Below are 21148 nucleotides of genomic sequence, written 5' to 3' on the forward strand. Positions count from 1 at the left end.
GGGCTTGCGCGGGAGGCGGGCGCTTCCGAGCTCAGATCATGCCGTCCCACCGGGCAGATAGATGCGATCCCCGGCAAAGATGATGTCGGGGATAGCGATGTGGCCCATGTTCAGCAGCACCGTTTCCCGGACATCGGCAGAATGGCTGCGTGCGATGCCGCCCATCGTGTCGCCATCGCGGGCGATGATCGGCTGGTAGCCCTGGCGTTCGAGTTCGGGATTGAGGCGTCCCTGGCCATCCTGCGCGCCGGTCGGATGCGCCTGCACGAAGCTGGCCTCGACCCAGCCTTGTTGCTCGCTCCCGTCCGCTCCACGGGCGCTGACGGGAATCCAGGTCTTGCCGGATCCATCGGATTTGGAAACGCCCGTTTCCTTAATCAGGGAGCCGGGCTCGATCACTGTGACGACATTCGAATCGCCTGCCGGTTCTCGCCTCAGATTGAGGCCGTCATCAGCCGAGACGACGAACTGGGCCGGCGTCGCCTCGGGGTTGCCGGGTTCTTTGGGCCGGGGCTTGTTCGGGCTCGTCTTGGTGGTGGTCGGCGAGGGCGAGGGGGTCGAGGAGCTCGTGGCCGAGGGGGAGGCCGTCGGTGTCGGCGCCGTCTTTGACGGCGTCGGGGTTGGAACTGTCGTCGTCGGCGTCGGTGTTGTCGGCGTTGGCGTGGGATTGTTGTTGCCCGGGGGCTGCATCCCGGGAGCATTGGCCTTGCTCTGCTGATCGAGCCAGTTCGCGACCACGATGCCGCTGAACAGGATCATGCCGCCGCCGAAGGTGACACCGAAGACGACACGATCGAAGCCCGACATTTTGGGCTCCCATTTCCCGCGTCCCAGTCCCGTCCGGGCGCCTCGCGCCCACAGATAGGCCGAGCCGAAGAGGAAGGCGGCATTGTCGACCGTATCGGCGCTACCCGGCACGAAGTCGAAGCCTTTCGACACGAAATCCGGCACGCCGGGCAGGCTCGAGAGGTTCGAGCCGTCCTTGGGAATGGAATCGCCCAGTGAGAGGCCGCTTCCGATCGCATAGGAAGGCAGGTTCCATTTGTCGGCCATCGGCATGGCCGGCCGGCCCGTACGGGCCTCGCGCACCGCCTTGGCGAAATAGAAGGCATTGCTTCCTTCGAACAGGGCTCCGCCGGCACCACCCAGAGTGACCGAGGTGGGGATGCCGGCCGCCTGGGTCGGCAGATAGCTCAGCGCATCGCCGATCTTCATGATGCGGCCCAGCGGCGTGTGGAGCGCCGTCCATTTGCCCGGCAGGGCCGCAGCAGCGCTCATGGTCAGACCGCGCCAGGCGAGACCGCCGGCTCGCATGTACACTTGGATATGCGGCGGCAGGGCCGGCCAGACGGCGGCGAAGGTGGCCGTGGCGGTCGTGGTCAGGGCGAGATCGTCGACGCCCATCGCGCGCATCTTCGCAAGCGCCCGCACCGGCGCCGAGGCGGGCGTGTAGCCGTTGAGGGCCGAGCGCTGGTCGGCCTTCAGCAGGGCGGTCTGGAATGGTTTGAGCACATCGACCTGAGCCGGCGTGAGGGCCTGCAATTGATCGTCCTTCAGGCCAGCCAGCTGGCTCGGCCTGAGTTTCCTCACCTGCTCCGGTGTCAACTCACTCAGTTGCGAGGGGGTGAGCTCGGCCAGATCGAGATATTTGATGCGTTTGGGCGCGATGGCGCGCAGCTGGTCGGGCGTCAGATCCCGCAACTGGTCGGGCGTGAGATCGATGATTCCGCCCGGCGAGAGGCGGGCCATGTCATCCGGAGACAGGTTGCGGACCTCGATGAGTTCATTGAGGAGCGTGCGCCCTTCCTCGCTCATCGCCTGCTTCTGGGCGTCGCCAACCGCCTCCATCTGTGCCAGCGTCAATTCGGGAATCTGCTGGCGCGTCAGGCTGGCTGCCATGTCAGCGACGGATGCATTGGGCAAAGCCCGCAGCTGTTCGCCGGAAAAGGCTCTGATCTGCGACTTGGTCAGTGCCGAAAGCTGATCGGGCTTCAGCCATCCGGCCTGGTTGGCGTCCAGACTGGCAATGTCGAGATATTTGACCCGGTTGGCCGGGATCGCGCCGATCTGGGCCTGCGTCAGTTGCCCCTGCAGGCCGGATCGCTTGAAGGCTTCCCATTGCTTCAAGGTCAGCCAGGAGACCTGGCTTGGCGTCATGGTCCCGATATTCAGGTCCGCAACGCGGTTCTCCGCGATCGAGCGCGTTTGCGCCCGCGACAGATGAGGCAGCAGCCCGGCCTGATTGAAGGCTTTCCATTGGCTGTTGGTCATCGCCGCGATCTGGGCCTGAGAGAGGCCGCCGATCTGTCTTTTTGTCAAACTGGCGCTATCGAGATATTGGACGCGATTGTCGGGTATCGCTCCGATCTGGCCTTGTGTCAGATGTTCCTGCAGGCCGGCCTGATGGAGCCCCTGCAATTGCTTGCCATTGAGGGCCGCAACCTGGGCCCTGGTCAGCGAGCGAACCTGGGATTTCGTCAGGGATCCGGCGTCGAGATTTCGCACCCGGTTTTCCGGAATAGCCTGCAATTGACTGCGCGTGAGCGAACCCTGCAGGCTGGCCTGTTTGAAGGCTTCCCATTGCTTGGGCGTGAACGCGGCGACCTGGTCCGGCTTCAGCCAGGGCACGTTCTTGGCGTTGAGCTGGGTGATGTCCAACTGCTTGGGATCGGTGGCCTGCAGCTGCTTGCGCGTGGGAGGCGTGCTTTTCGGCGATTGCCCCGAAGGATTGGGGCCGGTCTTCTTGCCCAGAGTGATCGGGTCGATGGGGCTATCACCGGCAACATGCACGTTGCTCGGGGAGGCAGGAGGCGCAGTATTCTTGCCACCTTTGAACCAGAAGCCCTCTTGAGCGGCATGATTGGGCTGCTGGAGTGTGGCTCCTCCGGAAATATCGGTCAGCGGCAGGCCGGGCAGTTCGACCACCTGCTTGCCGCCCTCAGCAGGCCGGATGGCGCCGGCGAGCTCGACAGGCCCGTCATAGGCGCGCGTCCGCACGCCGAGCCTGTCGGCCACCTCGCCGGCGAGAGAACGCGTAAGGGGACCGCCCGTCTGATGGTCCAGGGAGCCGGCGCGGCAGGCGAGGATCGTGATGCTCTGACCGTCGCGGTAGCCGGCATTGCGCAGGTCTGCGATCAGCTGGGTCGCGCCGGGCAGATTGGTCTCGTCGGCGATGACCAGGAAGGTGTCCTCATCGGCGGCCCCCCGATTGGACAGTTCGATCGAAAGATCCTTCGCCTCGACCGGCCGTCCCCCGACCGTCACCGTGCCATCGGGGAGGTAGTTCAGCGTGCGGCCGTTTTCCGAGCTGAACGCCCGCGAATTGACCGATGCAGGCACTGTCGTCGTGTGGGGTCCACCGGCCGCCTCGTCGGCCGCGACGAGCGGCCTGGTGGCTCGCAATCCCCTGACGCCGAGGCCCGTGCCGGCCACGCCGACGCCGAGGCTGGTCAACGCGCTGGCAAATTCCAGGCCGCTCATCTGGTCGCCATAGGCAGCCAGGTCGTGGGCCGACACCGCCGTCAACGGCACGCCCGTGCCGATGGCCGCCCAGTCGAGGCCGCGCGCGGTTCGGTTGAGCCCACCCGAACTCCTCATATAGGCGTCCGCCGTCGTCGCGGCGGAGGTGCCTTGCCCGGTCATGCCGATACTGGCCCGGAACGCCTGCGTCACCGACAATTCCGTGGTTTTCGCCATGCCGATGGTGCGCAGCACGCTGGATCCCATCGGCAGGACGGTGGTGGCCACCGTGCCGATGTTCATCATCGATTCCATGTCGCCCAGTTCGCCGCCGTGGTTGAGATAGTCCACTTCCTTGATAACGGCGCGGGTGCCGAGATAGGCGCCCCCGGCATAGGCCACGCCCGCGGCAAGCGGCGAGAAGGGGTTGGGAATGACGGCAACGGCCGTGGCGAGGGCGGTGCCGATGCCCACGATCGGATCGACGATCCTGTCCAAGGTCGAGACATTGCGGGCCTGGACCACCTCGAGGTCGATCTTGCCGTCGGCGCCGGGCTTCATGTTGAGGCCGGTCGGCACGATCAGCTTGCCGCTTTCCTGGAACTGGCGGTTGTTGTCCTGGAAATCCTTGATGGACTCGAATTTCTGGCCGGTGGCATCGACATACCAGGTCTTGTCGCCATTCTGGACGGCGAAAAGCGAGACCTGCTGCGCACCGACCTTGTCGTCGACATAGAACAGGGGCACGACCTTGACCGAGGCGGTGTTGCCGCCGATGTCGCGGATCTCGTCGACCACCTTGTCGAGGGTCGTGCGGCCGTCTTCGCTGGAGGTATCCAGGCCGAGGGTGCGAGCGACCAGCCCTTCCTGGGCCTGGCGACCCTCGAGCGGCTTGTATTGGTCATTATAGCCGGAATTGTAGAGGTTCTGGAACGTAGCCTGGTAGACCGACATCGCCTGGTCGCGATGGTCGTCGAGATAGACACTCTGGAGATGGGCGTAGTAGGGCGCCGATCCCGCATCGTCCAACAGCTTGAGCGGCTGGGTCAGCAGGAAGGAATACCATTGCTCGGAGCGCTCGGCCGATTGGCGGGCATTCTCGACGCTGGCGCGCTGATCCTGCGCCGCGTCGAGCCGGATCTGGGCCGCAGCGACGTCGGGGTGCACCCACAGCCACTGGCCGTTGATCTCGATGCGAACCGGCTTGCCGGCTTTGACGATGGTGTCGATACCACCGCGCTGCACGTCGCCGGCCATGTCGGGGGCTACCCCTACCTTCTGGCCATTGACCGTGACTTCCACGGGCTGGGTACCCTGCGGCAACAGGCCTGCCGGCGCTTCGACGCTGCCCGGACCATGCTGCTTGAGGGCTCCGTCGAGATCGGTCTTGAGCCCGGTGATCTGCTTGTCGAGACCGTCCCGCACCAGGCCGAGCTGGTCCTTCATCATGGCCTGGATCTGCTGGCCTGCGGAGACCTGCGCCGCCTTGGCCGCCGCGAGGCCACCCCGGCCGTCGGCATAGCACATAGCGGCATTGGCGGGATTGTTGAGAAGCGCCTGCCACTGCTTGTTGAGCTCGCCGTTGCGCAGGTCCTCGCGGATGTTCTTGTCGCTGGTCGAGAAGGTGAGCTGAACCCGCTTGGTGTCGTGCTCGTATTTGGTCTCCAGGTAGAGCTGACGATCCTTGGGATCCTCGATGACGTTCTGTTCCTTGATCTTGCCCAGATAGTCGCCGCCAGCGGTGGAATATTCTTCGTCCCAATCGAACATGTCGGGATGGGCAGCCTGGTACTGGGCCAGAATCTTCTGCCTGAGATCGGTGGCCTGAACTTCCTGGGCCGATAGCGTGCTCGTGGCCGAATAGAAGTTGGAATAGGCCGTGGCTGCATCGATCTGCTTGCCAGCATTCTCGCTCAATGTCCTGGCATCGCTGAGATTTTTCTCAGCTGCCGTGCGCTCGGGCGTGCCGGGCTTGGTGGCGTTGACCTCCTGCTGCCGGACGCCGACCAGATAATCCGCCAGCGCCTTGTCTCCCTGACTGGCGGAGAGCCCGGCCTGGTAGAACAAGGCGGTCACATCGTCGTGGGCCGCCTTGGACTGGGCGTCCTTCAGTTCGTAATTGGTATGGTCGTTGGTCGCTCTCACCGTCGCCTGCCCGGGCGGAGGCGGGGGAGGCGGCAATGTCGCCTGCTTGGTGATCGCCTGGTCGAGCAGGCCCTGGGCCTTCTCGTAGCTCTCTCGCGCCGTCGTCGCATTGGTGAGCTGGGTGTTGGTCTCGTCGAGGGCCTTCCGGGCGTCGGCGAGCGAGCCTTCCGGCGTCGGCGCGTTCCATTGCAGGCCGAAGGGAGCCAGCTTGTCGTCGAGCAGAGCCTTGGCGTCGGCCATCGCGCCCTTATAGGCGGGATCGAGCGCGTAGACGTTCAGTTGCGCCTGCGACTGGTTGACCTTGGCGCTTGCCTCTGCGCGCTGCCCGATAGCGACGTTTTCGGCGGCCATCGCCTTGGCGACCACCGGATCGACCCATTTGCCGTTCATCGGCACCCAAGCGCCACCCGACGGGGCCTTGCCGGGGGGCGGGGTGCCGTAGGGGTTTTCCGCCGTCGGATTGGTTCCCGGCTGGCCCTCGCCATATTTTCCGATGGCATCCTGGGTTTTCTGGTGCAGGTCGTCGACGGCCTTTTGCAGGCCCGGCAGCTCCTCGCCGGCGAAGATGCCGTCGAGCGTGGTCTTGACGATCTCCGCCTTCTTGGCTTCCTTCGGATCCGAACTCTTGGGATCGATGGAGACGAGAGTCTGGGCGAGCGCCGCCTCGGCGCTGTCGGGCTTGACCTTGACCTCGCGCCCGGTGCCGTCGTTGTGCAGCGTCATGCTGCCGTCCGGCTTGGTGGTCAGCGTATAGCCGTTGAAGGTCACGGAGACGGTGGTGTCCTTGCCCTGCTTTACGGTGCGCGTGGTGCGGCCGTTGACCTCGACCACGCTCTTGGTCTCGGTGCCGTTGGCTTGCGTGCTGGTGGTGACCGCATTGCCCTTGTCGTCGGTCGTACGCACCGTGTGGGAACCGTGCTGGTAGTCCTGGTAATAGCCGGTGACGGTCTTGCCGGTCCTCTGATCGACGATCTCGGTGGACTGCACGTCGCCATTGTCGCTGGTGGGCTGGCTCGTCTTGACCTCAAGGCCGGCGGCCGCCAACTGGGCGGTTACCTGCTCCCTGGTCAGTCCGCGCTCGGCGGCGATCTGGTCGATGCTCTTGCCGGCCGTGACATCCTTCTCGATGCCTTCCGCTCCCTTGCGGGTCGGATCCTGGCCGGCGGCGAGCGTGGTCGTCTGCCCCTTGGCATCGGTCACCACCGTGGTGGACTTGCCATCCGCACCGGTCGTCTTCACCGTCGTCACGCCATTGGAGAGCCGTGTCGTCTGGGTGATGGTTCCGGTTCCCAGATCGTCCTCGCGGCGGGTCGTCGTCGCCCCTGTCTTCGGGTCATATGTCGTGGTGATCTTCTGGCCGGATTCGTCGCGCACCGGCGTGTCGGTTTCCTTGCCCTTGGCGTCCTTCACCTGGGTGTAATAGCTGCCGTGCTGAAAATCGTAATATTCGGTGACGGTCTGGCCGGTCCTGGGATCGCGGATCTGTGTCGTGCGAACGTCGCCATTGTCGCTCTTCGGGTCGGTCGTCTTGATGTCGAGACCGCCGGCCTTGAGCTCATTGAGTACCTGGTCGCGCGTCAGCCCGCGTTCGGTTGCAATCCGGTCGATGCTCTTGCCCGTCTGCACGTCCTTGACGATGGCGCCGGCATCGGCCCCCGGTTTCGGCGTATCGGCGGGAGCCGGGTTGTCGACCGGTATGACCGCGGGCGTGCTGCTCTGGGTCGTGAGGAACAGGGCCGGGGTTGCAGTCGGCGTGCCGGACGTCTTGATCAGGGGCGTGTTGCTAGCCAGGGACAGCGGCGTGACGGCCGGGCTCGCTGCCGTCGTCGGCGGCTCGAGCTTCGTCAATTCCGTGTTGGTCTGCTTGAGTTCCTTTTGCAGCTTGGAGGCCTCTTCGGCCTCCCCCATCTTCTGCGCGAGTCGGATCTGCTCGCGCAGCTTCTGCGCCTGGGCCCGAAGTTCTGCGATTCGATCGATGTCGTTCTTGGGGGTGATCTTCGGCGGAGGCGGTGGTGGCAGAAAGATGGGACGAACGACCATGCGTTGACTCTCCAAAACCAATCCGATTCCTGCGCACCTCCACCGGAACGCCGGAGCCGGGTCTCAAAGTGATGGCGACAGCCTCATCGTGAGGGCGTCCAGTAGACATCGTATTCGCTGAGGTGCTGCTCCACGGCGCGCATCGCTTCCTTGACGTCGACGCCGGACCGTTGAGCAATGAGGGCGATCAGGATCTCCGCCGCCGCGAGGGCCGGCGTCACGCTCCTGAAGAAGGAATGGGATTCGACCGTGACGATGACGCTGGCGCGTGCCAGGCGCGCCAGCGGCGACACCCGGCTGTCGGTGATCGCCACGATGGTCACGCCGCGCTTGGCGGCACGGCGTGCCACCTCGACCGTGGCGCGGGCATAGGGCGCCATGCCGACCACCAGCATGACGTCCCCGGGACCGGCATGGCGAAGGGCGTCGACCTCGCCCTTGGCGGCAGCGTCGAGCAGGGTGCCGCGATCGTCGAACAGAGAGAACAGACGGGAAAAGTGAGTGGCGACGACCTGTTCCGAACGCAGCCCCAGGCAATAGACGCGCCGCGCGCCGATCAGGATGTCGGCGACGGCGACATGCTGCATGGCGCTGGTATATTCGCCAAGGCGGGCGACCTGTGCGGCGAGCATGTCGGTGGTTGCGCTGACCGTCGAATAGCCTTGACCGTCCTCCGCAACGCTCGGTGTCTCTACCGCCTCGGCCGGCTTGGCAGCGGATTTGGCGCCCGGTTCGCGCAGGGCCTGCGCATAGAGGGCGCGCATGTCCTCATAGGCTTCCAGACCCAGCCAGCGCGCCAGGCGCATCATGGTGGAATGCGAAACGCCGGCCCGTTGCGCCTGCTCGCGCATCGATATCAGCGCGACTTCCTGGGGGTGGTCCAGCACGAACCGGGCCGCCAGCTTCAGTTGCGACGGCATGGTCTCGAACCGCTCCACCAGGAGCTGCGTCAACGGACCTTCTCTCATAGCGGCGACCCAAATCTGTTGATGACGAGAGTATGACATGGCCTTCGCCAATGCAACAATTGGAACTTATTAATAGCACGCATTCCAAATGGACTTTCATTCCGAGATTCACTAGCATGCCAATGACGGCGATCCGAGCGATGCCCTTCGCGGTCTTGTGATCTCGCCGTTCGAAGCGCGATTCAAGGAGTGAACGATGTCCGTGTCTTCCCTAAATCCAAACGCATCCAGCAGCCCCAGCGGGGCTGTCGACGATGCGATCGCGAAAATGGAAAAGATGTTCTTGCTGAACCTGAAGCTTCAGGTGGCGACGACTGAAATCGGCGTGAAAAACAAGGCCGCCGACAACATCACCCGCGGCAGCAAGACCTGAGTGACGAGCGCCGCCGGCCGGGGCCGGCGGCGCTTGAACCGCATTGTCGGAGCCGCTTTCCGAAGGCGCAGATCGGAAGGAAGGCTTCGATTGGGGATTGGGGACTGGATCGATGCCCACCGGATTGATCGACAAGGCTCAAGGTGAGGCGCATGCCCTGCGTCGGCCCTCGCCACCGCCGGCCGCGGATGTGAACGAGACCCGGTTCGAGCCCGAATCGGCCGTGGATTTCCAGGTGACCGACGGCCTCCACAGGGGGGCCAGTCTCGCCCTGGACGAGGTCGACTATACGATTGGCTCGGGAACGGATGCCGACATCGTCCTGAGAGATGCGGGGATCGCGCCTGTTCATGCGCGCCTGCGCTGCCGCGGGCGCCGGGTGGAAATCGAGGCCGTCGGCGGGGCGCTCACCCTTCCAAAGGCGGAAGTTCTGCCCGAAGGCCATGGCCGCCGCTGCCGCCTGCCGCTCGAAGTCGGCATCGGCGAGGCGCGGTTTCGCCTGGGTTCCCGCCGTCGATCGGCGGTGGCGACGCGTTTGGGCGGCGGGACGTGGCTCGGGCGGTTGCTGTTCGCCAGCGGCGCGATCATCTTCGCGGTGGTGGGAGCCTCGCTCGCCCTGAACGGCCTGCCGAGCGCCACGGCATTTTCCTCCCAGGCTCATCGGGCCGAAGAGCCGCAACCGCTTGCGGCCAATTCCGAAAAACCGGCCGCGCAGCCGGCGGCCGTGAGCCTGACCGGCACGGCCGCCCTGGCGAGCCGGGCCCGCGACGAGCTGGCGGGCCGTTTGGCCGATGCCGGATTCTCCAACCTCACGATCACCGCCGAAAAAGACCGCCTTGTCGTTTCCGGCGCGCTGCCGGCGCAGCAGGGGGAGGCCTGGCGGGACGTCCAGGCCCGCTATGACCAGGCCTATGGCGACCGCGTTCCGCTCGTCTCGCGGGTGGAGACGGGCAAGCCGGTGCAGTCGCCCCCGCTCACATTGCGGGCGATCTGGTTCGGGGATCGGCCCTATGTCATCGCCAGCGATGGTGCGCGCTACCATGAAGGGGCTTTCGTCACCGGCGGCTGGATCATCGAGAAGATCGGCGAGGATGGCCTGCGGCTGGCCAAGAACGGCTCCACGCTGACCTTGAAATACCGATGACCCGACGACTGGATGCCATTCGCCTCGATGCCCCCAATCTCGGTTCGTCCGGCCAGGAGACGAACGTCAAGGGGTTGCAGGGGCCTGCCGTCAACCGGCGGCGGCTGCATTCGATCGAGTCACGCTCCGAAGAAACCGGCAAGGCGGGCAGGAGCGAGCGTTCGGAAACGGCGGCGCGATCAGCAGGCAAAGCGGCGGGGCCATCGGCTAAGCGCTCCCTCGACGACGAACTCCAGGACTTCATCATGCCCAAGGGAGCCGGCTCGGCCATCCTGCGCCGCTCGGTGCCTATTCTGCGCTACTGCATTTCCGACCTGGTGCCCCAACTGGAGGGGGGAGACCAACTGCGCAGCCTCGCCCAATCGCTGATGGAAGAGGAAATCGAACGTCATCGCGACCTGATGGCACGGCTGCAGAAGGAAACCGACAGCTGACCGACCGGCAGGACACCGTGAAACTGCTGCACCTGCTGGGCTATCTCTATGGCCGCCACGGCCAGGTCAAGCGCGGCACGGCCTATCTTCTGATCGCGGCCCAGCTCGAGCCGGCGAATGCGGAAGTCCTGCAGACCCTGGCTCATCTGCTCGTGCTGGGCGGCGAGGCAGGCAAGGCGCTCACCACGATCGAAAGGCTGGAGGAACTGGAAAGCGCGGCTCACCCCGCCCTCGCCCTGCTCAAGGGCAGGGCCCTGCTGGCGGCGGGGCGCCCGGTGGAAGCGCGGCGGTCCTTTCAGGATTTTCTTGCGCAACGAGAGCTGAATGACCATGCCTGACCGCATTCTGACGTTCCTTGCCAAGGCCGCCAAACGCGCCGATCTCGTCATCGCGATCATGATGCTGGTCGCGGTGATCATGATGCTCATCCCGCTGCCGACCGAACTGGTCGACGTGCTGATCACCATCAATATCGCGATCAGCGTGCTGGTGCTGCTCGCCGCGCTCTACGTCACCCATCCGCTGGATTTCTCGTCGCTGCCGTCCGTCATTCTGGTGGCGACGCTGTTTCGCCTCGCCATCACCATCACCACGACCCGCCTCATCCTGCTGCAGGCCGATGCCGGCCAGATCATCACCGCATTCGGCACCTTCGTGGTCGGCGGCAGCATCGCCGTGGGACTGGTGGTGTTCCTGATCATCACCATCGCGCAGTTCCTGGTCATCGCCAAGGGCGCGGAGCGGGTCGCGGAAGTCGCCGCGCGCTTCACCCTGGATGCCCTGCCCGGCAAGCAGATGAGCATCGACGCCGAGTTGCGCAACGGCGACATCGACAAGACGGAGGCGCGCCGGCTCCGCCAGCGCCTCGAACGCGAGAGCCAGCTCTTCGGCGCCATGGACGGCGCCATGAAATTCGTCAAGGGCGACGTCATCGCCGGCATCGTCATCATCCTGGTCAACCTGATCGGCGGTATTGCGGTCGGGACCCTGCAGCACGGCATGTCGATGGGCGTGGCGGCCTCCACCTATGCCCTGCTGACCGTGGGCGACGGTCTGGTCGCGCAGATCCCGGCCCTTCTGGTGGCGGTGGCCTCGGGCACCATGATCACGCGGGTCGCCGGAGCGGACGGGGAAGGCGATCTCGGCGGCCAGATCGCCGGGCAGTTGCTGCGCGATTCGCGCACGCTTGGCCTGGCGGCGGTCATCCTGGCCGGTCTCAGCCTCGTGCCCGGCTTCCCAACCATCATCTTCCTGATCCTCGCCGCCATATTGGGCGCCGGTGCCTATGCCCTGCATCGTAACGCCAAGGGGACGAAGGACGCGGAGCGGGCCGCTTCCGCGATCGCCTCCGATGTCGCGCGGTCCGGCATGGCTTCCGGCTCCCTTGCGGCAGCGGAAGGGCAGGAGACCCTGCCTTCGACCCGGATTCTGGTCCGCTACGGCAAGGGCACGCTGCTTGAGAGGGCTGCGCTGGATGAATATGTGGGCGGCATTCGCCAGCGCCTCTATGACGATCTGGGCGTCGAACTGCCCCGGATCGGCGTCTATGAAGACCCGGCCTTGCCGGGGCAGCATATCCGCATCGACGTGGAGGAGGCGCCGGTCCTCGAGGCGGATCTGCCCGAAGGGCGCATCAAGGTCGAGGGGGACGCCGCCAACCTCGCCTTGCTGGGCCTTGACTATGAGGAGCGTCCTGCCGGACCGCGGGAGAATGCGGTGTGGGTCGATGCCGGTGCAGCGCCGGCGCTGGCCGGGGCCGGGCTGGCTTCCTTCGGCCCGGGCGAAGTCGTCGGCAGATGGGCCGAGGAGATGTTGAAGCGCTATGCCGGGCATTTCGTCGGCATCCAGGAAACCCGGGCCCTGCTGTCGGAAGCCGAGGAAGATTACGGCGAACTGGTCAGGGAAGCGCGCGAAGCCGTGCCGTTGCAGAAAATTGCCGAAGTGTTGCGCCGCTTGGTGGCGGAAAACGTGCCGATCCGCAATCTGCGCATCATTCTGGAAGCCTTGGTGGAAGCGGGTGGCCACGAGCAGGACCCGGCCCTGCTTGCCGAGCATGTGCGCGTCGCCCTGAAAAGGCAGATCAGCTTCCGCGCCGCCGACCGCAACCGCGTCATCGCCGCCTATGTGATGCAGCCCTCGGCGGAGGAACTGCTGCGCGCCGGCCAGCAATCGGCGGCGACCGGCGGCTTTGCCGGCCTGCCGGAGGAGCAGGCCCAATCCATCGTCGCGCAGATCGGGCGGGCTCTTCGGGAAACCGCGCCGGATGCTGCGCCGGTCATCCTGGCGGCGGGAGACGTCCGGCGCCACATGCGCGCCTTCCTGGCTCAGCACGGCATCGAACTCGCGGTTCTGTCCTATCAGGAGCTTGCGCCCGAATTCAACGTGCAGCCGCTCGCGACCATCACAAGCCTGCAGGGCCAGGGCGCTGCCCGGCCCTCGCTCGCCACCACCCGCCCGGCCAAACAACATGAGGGGGCCGCCTGACACGGGGCAGGCACGGGCGCCATCGACAGACGACAGGAGAGGAACGGAATGACAAGTCACGGCAGGGCCGGCCTTTGCATGATCTCACATGCATCAGGCTTCGCCCCGGAAATCGGTTGGTCTTACCTGTATCGGCAACTGGCCGTGCTTGCCGCTTTCGCGCTTCTCCTGCTGGGCCTGGTGCAAGGCGCCCATGCCCAGACCATGACCAGCCTGCCGAGCAAGCCCAGCGTCGACCTCGCCGTGGGGCAGGGACGCCTGTTTCGCTTCAAGCAGCCGGTCGAATCCGTGCTGGTCGCCGATACCACCATCGCGGACCTGCAGATCGTCTCGCCGCAACTGGTCTATGTTTTCGGGCTGAAGCCGGGCCTGACCAACCTGATCGCGGTGACGGCCGACCAGAAGGTCGAGGCGACCACGGAATTCCGGGTCAGCACCGATCCCAGGCCCGCCCAGCGGGCCCAGAAGGTGATGCAGCCGCGCGGGGCGACCAATCTCACCATTTTCGGGGACCGCATCGTCGCCAGCGGCAATGCCGGCAGCGTCGACGAGGCGCTCGATACCGACGATGTCGCGCGCACCTATTCGCAGCCGGACCGGCCGCCGATCAACGACACCACCATCTCCGGCTCGCAGCAGATCAACATACGCGTGCGCTTTGCCGAGGTCTCGCGCTCCGAACTGCTGTCCTTCGGCGTCGATTGGGGCGTCTTCGCCACCTCGGGGAACTTCTCCTTCGGCCTGTTGAAGACCGGCGGCGTGAGCGAAGGCGGCGGCAATCTCGGGCTTGGCCTGCGATCCAATGCCGTCAATGTCAGTGCGCTCATCGAGGCGCTGCAGCGCAACGGTATCGTCAAGATCCTGGCCGAGCCGAACCTGACCGCGGTCACGGGCCAGACGGCGAGCTTCCTCGCCGGCGGCGAAATTCCCGTGCCGATCCCGCAAAGCCGCGATACCGTGACGGTCGAATACAAGTCCTTCGGCGTCTCGCTCAACTTCACCCCGACGCTGCTCCCCAACAACCACATCGCCATCCACGTCAAGCCGGAGGTCAGTTCGATCTCCGATTCCGGCGGCGTCAGCCTCAACGGCTTCAACCTGCCGAGCTTCGTGGTGCGGCGGGCAGACACCACGGTGGAGGTGGCAAGCGGGCAGACCTTCGCGATTGCGGGGTTGTTCCAGCAGAGATTTGCCAAGAGCCTGCAGAAATTCCCCTTCCTGGGCGACGTGCCGGTGCTCGGCACGCTCTTCCAGTCCGAGCGTTTCCAGCGCGAGGAAACCGAGCTGGTGATCCTGGTCACGCCCTATCTCGTCCAGCCGGTGCGAAGCCATGACCTTGCCACGCCGATCGACCGGCCGGCCCGAAACAAGAAGGCCCGCAAGCCGGCGAACACCGCCGGCATGGGCCTCATCGTGAAATAGGAAGGACGGCAGCATGCACGCGAATTTCCTGCGGGCCGGCCTTTGTCGGGGCATGGCGTTGCTCGGCCTGATCGCATTGGCCGGCTGCTCGGCGGGTCCCACGGCCGATTATTCGCCCGGCTACAGCTATGTGGCGACCAATGCGGGCCATGGTTCGGCCAAGGGTGCGACAGGCTCGGTGCTGGTGCCCGATGCCTGCCTCGGACCGCCGGCCGATGTCCAGCGACCGGCCTGGGGCACGGTGGAAGCGGCCATGCCCGATCTCGGGGCCCACCTGCCGCCGGGCTGCGCCAATGCCTACAATTTGCAGCGCATGACCGAAAGGCAGAGTGACCTCGTCGAAGGCCGACGCATGGGTCCGGCCGCCGGGGTCACGACTGCGCGTGCGGCGCGAAAATATCTGCTGGGGGAGAAAGAGGGGGATGCATCCTCATCGGAAAATCTCGGCGGTGCCGGCGGCAGTGCGACGCAGCAGTCCTCCGACTAGGATCGGATCCCGGTCCAGGGAAGCATCAGGCCATGGCTTAGCTGGCGCTGGCCGCGCTATTCATCAGGCCGAGCGCCTCGGCGCGCTCCTTGGGGCTGGCCTTGGCGCGGATCGAGCGGGTGCGGGCCAGCAGCGCGTCGACCTCGCCGCTGGAAAGACCGACGGGCGGGGCGGCGCGGACCTGGCTGTCCTGACCCAGCAGGCCGTAGCAGACCACGAGGTTACGCTTGTGATGCAATTGCGCGTCCGGAGCGGCCGCGACCTGCTGGATGAACGGCATCGCCTTCGATGCGTCGCCGGCGAGGGACGCGGCGAGCGCCATGTTGGCCTTGATGTCGAGGTCCGAGGGCGACAAGGCAAGGGCGCGCGAGAAGGAGGCCTCGGCCGCGCCGGTCTGGCCGGCCACGGTCTGCGCCACGCCGAGCCGATTATAGGCGCTGGACGTGTTGACGATCTCAGCGCCTTCGCCGAGGGCGCGGAGCCCGGCCTCGTTGTCGCCGGTCGCCATCATGGCCGAGCCCAGACCGACGAGGGCCTTGCCGTCCTTCGGCGATTTCGCCAGCGCGGTGCGGTAGGCGCTTATCGCATTGGGGTAGGAGCCGGCCCGCACATAGGCATCGCCGACCTCGACATTGGCCGTCGCGGAGGCGTCGGGCGCGGCGGCTGCCCGTTCATAGAGGGCGAGTGCGGTTCCTTTGTCGCCATGCGACTCGACATCGGCGGCCAGCCGCATCAGGCGAGAGGATTGGGTGTTCGAAGCACTGCCGAGACCGACAGCGGGCGTGTTGGCATTATGCGCCGTGGTGCAGGCCGAAAGCACCATCATCGCAAAGACGGGACAAAACGCCGTGCGCAGCCGCATGCCGATCCTCCTGAAAGCCGCGGGATCATATCGCAAGCCTCCTGGCGCGGAAACCATATACGCAGGTCATCCACGAGGAACCTTGGAGCCGCGCAAAGCCGCGCAGGAAATAGCGTGCTCGCGCATGGTATAGGGCGCTGACATGTCGCAGGAAAGCGAAGAGAAAAAGCTTCCCGCTTCGGAAAAGAAACTGCGCGATGCACGACGCAAGGGTCAGGTTTCCAACAGCCGGGACCTGGTTTCGGGCTTTTCGATCTTCGCGGCGCTGGCATTCCTCTATATCGCCGGCTCCGGCATCATGGATCGCATCAAGCAATTCGCCGAGCTTGTGGCGAGCGCCCAATCGGCGCCCTTCGCCCCGGCCGCCAGCGCCCTGATTCACCAGGCGATGCTTACGCTTCTCACCATCGTGGCGCCGCTGGCGGGGGTCGTGGTCTCCGTGACGATCCTGGTCAGTACCATCGCAACGCGTGGCCCGGTCTTTTCCTTCGAGCCGCTGAAGCCGCAATTCGAGCATGTCAATCCGGCCAAGGGCCTGAAGCGCATCGCCTCCATGCGCAATGTCGTCGAATTCGCCAAGAGCCTGATGAAGACGCTGCTGCTGGCGGCCGTGTTCGTCGCGATCATGGCGGCGTGGCTGCAGCCGCTCTTCGAGGTTCCCGGCTGCGGCCAGTCCTGCCTCGAGCCGACACTGCTCGCCATCCTCACGCCCCTGGGGGCAGCGGCCGCGCTTGCCTTCATCGTCGTCGGCCTCATCGACGTGCCGATCCAGCGCGGCCTCTTTCTGCGCGACATGCGAATGACGAAAACGGAATATAAGCGCGAGCACAAGGATTTGGAGGGCGATCCTCAGATTCGTCAGGAACTTCAGCGCCAGCGCCGCGACGTGGCCGGTCGGCCCTACAGGCTCGGCCTCGCCAATGCGGTGCTGGTCGTCGCGGGCCGGGACCATCTGGTGGGCCTGCGCTATGTGCGCGGCGAAACACCCGTCCCGGTCCTCGTCGGCAAGGGCGAAGGGGCGGCCGTGGCGGGCCTACGTGCGCAAGCCCGCGACCTTGATCTGACGATCGTCGAGGATGCGGCCCTGGCCGAGGCCCTGTTCGCGCGCACGGCTCCCGGCGCCTATGTCGAGCCGGACTATTTCCCGGCCATCGTCGCCCATCTGGTCAAGAACGGGCTGGTCTAGCAGTAGCAATCTCCATTTGAACGGAATTCGGAATGTCGACCTTCGGTCGACGAACTCGGACAATGTCGACCGAGCGCCTCGTTGGGAACGTGCATCTGTCGGACTACGGCGGCGCGCCAGTTGTGACTTCGGCTTCGACGGGAGCGTTTCTCCAGAACCGGTCAGGCCACGGGAATGGCGATGCCGAGTGCCGCAAGCGCGACATCGATCTGCGCGACCGAAGCCGGCCCGGCTTCGCCCTTGCGAACCTTGGAGGCGGTATTGTCGATGTGGACGGTGACCTCGCCCGAACCGTAATCGTCGGGAGCCGTGAAATCCTCCTTGGCATTGAAGCGCGAGGGATCCGTATAGGCTGAGTCGGACGACGACGTCTGCGGCAGCTTGGAGGCATCGCCCTTAAGGCCGGCGAGCGTATGGTGCAGGTTGCTCACCAGCGTGTCGCGCGCCGCCTCGGGCATGGCGTTGATCCAGTCGATGAAGGCCTGCCGGCTGGCGGTATCGTTCATCTTGAAGCCCTTGAGCTCGCCATATTGGATGAGGAGGGGCACGGGGCTGTAGCCTTCGCGGCTCTGGTTCCTCAGGGCGGTGGCGGCCTCTTCCGACAGGCCGGCATGCTCGAGGAAGGCGGTCGCGTCGGCGGTTTCGAATTCGTGGTTGTCGCGGTTGCCTGCCACGACGAACTGGGCGATTACGGCGCCGATGACGACCGCGAGCCCGATCGGGCCGAAGGCGGTGCCGGTGCCGAGCGCCGCCATCACCGTGCCGCCGCCGGCGACGAGGGAGAGGCTGCCCATCGCCGGGTCGCCCGCCTTGAAATAATCGACGGCGTTCCAGACATCGAAGACCGCGCCCACGGCACCGAGCACCTTCACGGCCGGCTTGCTGCTGGATCCGAAGACCTCAACCGATTTGTTGCCGCCCGAGAGAAGGCCAAAGCCGTGCGAGATTTCGATCACGCGCTGGCTGACGCCGGCGGCGTCGATCACCATTTTGAGCCCACCCTTCCAGGTGGGGTTGTTGGCAAAATTGACGCCGGAATTGGCCAGGCCCGCCAGGGTGGCGGCGGCGCCGATGATGCGCAGGATCTTGCCTGGCGTCGTGTCGTTCCTGAAGGCCTTGATGCCATCCCTGTCGGTGATGTCGTCCAGCCCCGCATTGAGCTGGCGCATCTTGCGCTCCACCTCGGCGGGGGCGTCCCCGGCTTTTGGCAGTGAATCCTCGACCAGCTTGATGGCCTTGTCGAGATCACCCTGCTTGATGCCGAGCATCCTGGCCATGCTGCCGTCCTTGAAGGAGACGAGCGCATCGTCGACCTTCTTGAACGTTGCCGGATTGCCTGGGTCGAAATCGGCGAAGCTAGGGATCACGGTGCGCCGGATCAGCTGGGTTGCAGCTTCCTCGACGATCTTGCGGCCGCGGTCGGTCAGGCGCAGCGTGCCTGCGAGCTTATCGAACTTGGGCAGGCCGAGCAGGGCCGGCTCCTGCGTCAGCGTCATGTTGAGCGCCATCGCGGTCTTGTCGTCGGCGAGCAGCTTGGCGACCGTGTCGTTGGCATGCTTCTGATACGAGGCGAGTTCGGGCGGCAGATGGCCCAGCTGGTCGATCTGGACCAGGAGCTTCTTGCCGTCCTCGCGGACCTGGGCGGCGAGATCCTGCTCCTTCTGCTGCCATTGCGTGCCCTTGCCCGTCTTGTAGTCGGCGATGGCCTGGGTGAGCTGCTCGGGCGTCATCAGCGGACCCTTGCTGGCGATCAGATATTGCAGCTCCTTGGTGTGTTCCAGATAGGCGTCGACATCCTTGTTCACGGTGCCGGCCGCGAATTGCTGCACATTGGGCGTGATGGTCTCATCGACGGGATAGCCGAGGGCGAGGGGGTAATCCAGGCGCGAGCCGTTGGCGATGGCCTGGGGGATGGAATTGATGTTGTAGCTTCCGATCTCGGCGAAGCGTTCGACGACTGCCGAAGCGCCCGGAGCATCGCCGATCTTGTCGATGATCGCCATCAGGTTCGACAGGCCTTCCATGCCGATGAGATCGGTGCCGATCTCGCGCTGGCGCGTGGCATTGGCGGCCTCGATGGTGGGCAGGGCAGCCTGCATCAGCCTGACCGCCAGGTCGGGGTCGGCCTTGTCCACCAGGCCGCGCAGATTGTACATCACCGTCGCGGCATCGCCCTGGTCGCTGGTCGCCGTCTTGGGGTCATAGTTCTTCAACGGCTGCGTTGCCTGGTCGGCTGCTGCCTGGATGAGGGGCAGCACATCCTGCGAATTCGCGATGGCCTGCCTCACCTCGGGTGTCGCCTTGGCGTAAGCCTCGGCCAGTTTCTTGAAGGCGTCGCCTGGGCTGCCCGCGGTATTGGCTTCATCGATGATCTTGCGAGCGGCTGCTTCCACCTGCGGCCCGGCATGGCCGGACGGGCGCAGGGCAATGCCCAGCTCCTTGCCGGCGGCCTCGATCGCGCTCAGCGCAGGACCGCCATCCGTCCAGTCGCGGTCGAAGAGGCGCTGCAGGGCGGCCGGCCGCTCTGCCTCCGGCAAGCCGGCCAGATAGGCCTTGGTATCGGCCGTGAGTTGTTTTTGCTCGGCCGCGAAATCATAGGTGGGGTCGTCGGAATCAGCGCCCTTGTTGCCGCGTTCGTAGAGGCCTTTTGCAAAGGCCTCCTCCGGATCACTCTCGAGGCCGCGTTCGCGGATTGCCGCTTCGGCACTGGCCTTGGCCGGCCCGCCGTCCGACCAGTCATAGCCGGCGATCCGCAACGCGGCTGCCTGGCGCTGGGACGGCGGCAGGGCATCGAGATAGGTCCCGATATCGGCCTTGATCGCCGCGCGGCCGGCATCCAGCTCCTGCAGGGAGATGTCGTCCTGGTAAGCGAGTTTGTTGCCCTGGCCATAGAGATCGTCGAGGAAGGCCTTCTCTCCGCTCGGTGCGCCATCGGCGCCGGCCGGGGACCTGGCGACCAGCTCGGGCGCGCTCTCCGGGACGATGATCACATCATTGGGGTGAATCGCCTCGCCATTGGCGTCGAAATGGCCCTTGTTGGCCGCGAGGAGGTCCGCAAACTTCACATTGCTCTCCGCGGCGATCTTCCACAGGCTGTCGCCCTTTTCGACGACGACCGTCTTCTCCGTCTTCGGGTCGAGCTGCTTGGGCCCGCCGGCATCGGCCCGTTCGCGCACGGCCTTGTCGATCTGCGATTCGAAGAATTTCTGCTGCTGCGGGGGCAGCGCGAAGCTCACATTCCGGATCGGGTCGAAGCGAAACCGTGCGTTCGGATCTATGCGATAAGACATGCTTCATCACCCCGCCAAGATCAGTCGTGCCATGGCAGCAGCGCGTCCGCCGCGAGCGGGCGCGCGGCCAGTTTGTGGATGGTAATATGGCCGGGGGTGGATGATGGTTTGATGACACGCCGGACCTATTTGGCGAGGGTCCGGCAGGTCCTGCGAGGCGTGTGCATCCGACACGCCGTTGCGCGCAAAGGCCCGAAGAGGTCGAGCGCCGCCTGCGGCAGGCACTTCACTGGGCGCGAATTCGATCCAGATTCTTCTTGTCGTATCTGTATGTCGCGGCAAGGGAGGCGCAGTTTCGCGGCGTAGCCTTTTGGTCGGCGGAGCGAAGCGGTGCCCCCATCTCCAGGCATTTGTCCAGGCGTCGCTTGGTGTCCGCCGCCTTGCGTTCGGCGGATTTGACATCGTCTGCCTTCATGTCAGCGGCATTGGACCTGAAGGTGAAGCAGCTCTTCGAAGGGCTTGTATTGCCGGCGTAGTTGCAGTTTCCGAAGGTGAAATAGATGCGGCCGCCGACATCCACGACCTCGTAGCCCCCGACATTGCGCTGATAGGTCACCTTCTGGAATCGCCGCAGTTTGATGCAATCGGAAGGAAGCGGGCGCCCCGCCTTGATCTTGTCGAGGGAGACGAAAAGCGTGCAGGCAGGCTGGTCGGGATACCGCGTATATTTCTCGCCGAGCATCTGAGCTGATGCCGATGTTGCTGCCGCAAGCGACAGCGACAAGATCATGACGAGAGACGAACTATGCATGACTCGCTCCTACTCCTCCATGGTTGCACAAATGTGATCACCCCGGTGTGGAGTAAGTGAGGCCTGAGGCTGCCCGCGAGGCCTCGCCCCTGATTTTAGCGGC

The 21148-nt window shown here is 65.2% G+C and carries 13 protein-coding genes; 8 read left to right on the forward strand and 5 right to left on the reverse strand.

Features of this window, described 5'->3' with window-relative positions; translation table 11 throughout:
• Positions 1 to 36: 36 nt before the first annotated feature.
• Entirely contained in the window at positions 37 to 7644 is a 7608-nt protein-coding gene (locus J8I29_RS18445) for an SH3 domain-containing protein (RefSeq protein WP_209432773.1), read from the reverse strand.
• A gap of 83 nt (positions 7645 to 7727) precedes the next feature.
• On the reverse strand, positions 7728 to 8597 hold the full coding sequence (locus J8I29_RS18450) for a MurR/RpiR family transcriptional regulator (RefSeq protein WP_245197118.1): 870 nt from the start codon (positions 8595 to 8597) through the stop codon (positions 7728 to 7730).
• A gap of 211 nt (positions 8598 to 8808) precedes the next feature.
• Between J8I29_RS18450 and J8I29_RS18455 the strand changes: the two genes are divergently transcribed.
• From J8I29_RS18455 to J8I29_RS18485, 7 genes are all read left to right on the forward strand, one after another.
• Entirely contained in the window at positions 8809 to 8985 is a 177-nt protein-coding gene (locus J8I29_RS18455) for a hypothetical protein (RefSeq protein ID WP_181160973.1), read from the forward strand.
• A gap of 112 nt (positions 8986 to 9097) precedes the next feature.
• A complete protein-coding gene (locus J8I29_RS18460; RefSeq protein WP_209432775.1) occupies positions 9098 to 10129 on the forward strand; it encodes an EscD/YscD/HrpQ family type III secretion system periplasmic domain-containing protein in 1032 nt (343 codons plus the stop codon).
• Positions 10126 to 10563, forward strand: coding sequence for a hypothetical protein (locus tag J8I29_RS18465; RefSeq protein ID WP_105860330.1), 438 nt, complete (start codon positions 10126 to 10128; stop codon positions 10561 to 10563). The genes J8I29_RS18460 and J8I29_RS18465 overlap by 4 nt, the downstream gene beginning before the upstream one ends.
• A gap of 17 nt (positions 10564 to 10580) precedes the next feature.
• On the forward strand, positions 10581 to 10901 hold the full coding sequence (locus J8I29_RS18470; protein ID WP_245443176.1) for a hypothetical protein: 321 nt from the start codon (positions 10581 to 10583) through the stop codon (positions 10899 to 10901).
• Complete coding sequence (gene sctV, locus J8I29_RS18475; protein WP_209432776.1) at positions 10888 to 13047, forward strand: type III secretion system export apparatus subunit SctV; 2160 nt, start codon at positions 10888 to 10890, stop codon at positions 13045 to 13047. The genes J8I29_RS18470 and sctV overlap by 14 nt, the downstream gene beginning before the upstream one ends.
• A 144-nt stretch (positions 13048 to 13191) precedes the next feature.
• Entirely contained in the window at positions 13192 to 14469 is a 1278-nt protein-coding gene (locus J8I29_RS18480; protein ID WP_245443178.1) for a type II and III secretion system protein family protein, read from the forward strand.
• A gap of 13 nt (positions 14470 to 14482) precedes the next feature.
• On the forward strand, positions 14483 to 14956 hold the full coding sequence (locus J8I29_RS18485) for a hypothetical protein (protein WP_209432777.1): 474 nt from the start codon (positions 14483 to 14485) through the stop codon (positions 14954 to 14956).
• A gap of 37 nt (positions 14957 to 14993) precedes the next feature.
• On the opposite strand, the gene J8I29_RS18490 is transcribed toward J8I29_RS18485, so the two are convergent.
• Positions 14994 to 15818 (reverse strand): tetratricopeptide repeat protein, encoded by an 825-nt coding sequence (locus J8I29_RS18490; protein WP_209432778.1) that lies wholly within the window; start codon positions 15816 to 15818, stop codon positions 14994 to 14996.
• 142 nt (positions 15819 to 15960) lie between these two features.
• Here J8I29_RS18490 and J8I29_RS18495 point away from each other — a divergent pair, with 142 nt between their 5' ends.
• Entirely contained in the window at positions 15961 to 17004 is a 1044-nt protein-coding gene (locus J8I29_RS18495) for an EscU/YscU/HrcU family type III secretion system export apparatus switch protein (protein WP_209432779.1), read from the forward strand.
• A 161-nt stretch (positions 17005 to 17165) separates the two neighbouring features.
• On the opposite strand, the gene J8I29_RS18500 is transcribed toward J8I29_RS18495, so the two are convergent.
• Both J8I29_RS18500 and J8I29_RS18505 read right to left on the reverse strand, forming a co-directional pair.
• A complete protein-coding gene (locus J8I29_RS18500; RefSeq protein ID WP_209432780.1) occupies positions 17166 to 20294 on the reverse strand; it encodes a LysM domain-containing protein in 3129 nt (1042 codons plus the stop codon).
• 226 nt (positions 20295 to 20520) lie between these two features.
• On the reverse strand, positions 20521 to 21045 hold the full coding sequence (locus J8I29_RS18505; RefSeq protein WP_209432781.1) for a hypothetical protein: 525 nt from the start codon (positions 21043 to 21045) through the stop codon (positions 20521 to 20523).
• Positions 21046 to 21148: the final 103 nt, after the last annotated feature.

This window comes from Labrys sp. LIt4 (genome assembly GCF_017813775.1).
GTDB classification, from domain to species: domain Bacteria; phylum Pseudomonadota; class Alphaproteobacteria; order Rhizobiales; family Labraceae; genus Labrys; species Labrys okinawensis_A.

Excerpts from the sequence above, each read along its gene's own strand:
- sctV (WP_209432776.1), top strand. The coding sequence starts at position 10,888 with ATGACCATGCCTGACCGCATTCTGACGTTCCTTGCCAAGGCCGCCAAA.
- J8I29_RS18455 (WP_181160973.1), top strand. The coding sequence starts at position 8,809 with ATGTCCGTGTCTTCCCTAAATCCAAACGCATCCAGCAGCCCCAGCGGG.
- J8I29_RS18500 (WP_209432780.1), bottom strand. The coding sequence starts at position 20,294 with ATGTCTTATCGCATAGATCCGAACGCACGGTTTCGCTTCGACCCGATC.
- J8I29_RS18460 (WP_209432775.1), top strand. The coding sequence starts at position 9,098 with ATGCCCACCGGATTGATCGACAAGGCTCAAGGTGAGGCGCATGCCCTG.
- J8I29_RS18490 (WP_209432778.1), bottom strand. The coding sequence starts at position 15,818 with ATGCGGCTGCGCACGGCGTTTTGTCCCGTCTTTGCGATGATGGTGCTT.
- J8I29_RS18485 (WP_209432777.1), top strand. The coding sequence starts at position 14,483 with ATGCACGCGAATTTCCTGCGGGCCGGCCTTTGTCGGGGCATGGCGTTG.
- J8I29_RS18505 (WP_209432781.1), bottom strand. The coding sequence starts at position 21,045 with ATGCATAGTTCGTCTCTCGTCATGATCTTGTCGCTGTCGCTTGCGGCA.
- J8I29_RS18445 (WP_209432773.1), bottom strand. The coding sequence starts at position 7,644 with ATGGTCGTTCGTCCCATCTTTCTGCCACCACCGCCTCCGCCGAAGATC.
- J8I29_RS18495 (WP_209432779.1), top strand. The coding sequence starts at position 15,961 with ATGTCGCAGGAAAGCGAAGAGAAAAAGCTTCCCGCTTCGGAAAAGAAA.
- J8I29_RS18465 (WP_105860330.1), top strand. The coding sequence starts at position 10,126 with ATGACCCGACGACTGGATGCCATTCGCCTCGATGCCCCCAATCTCGGT.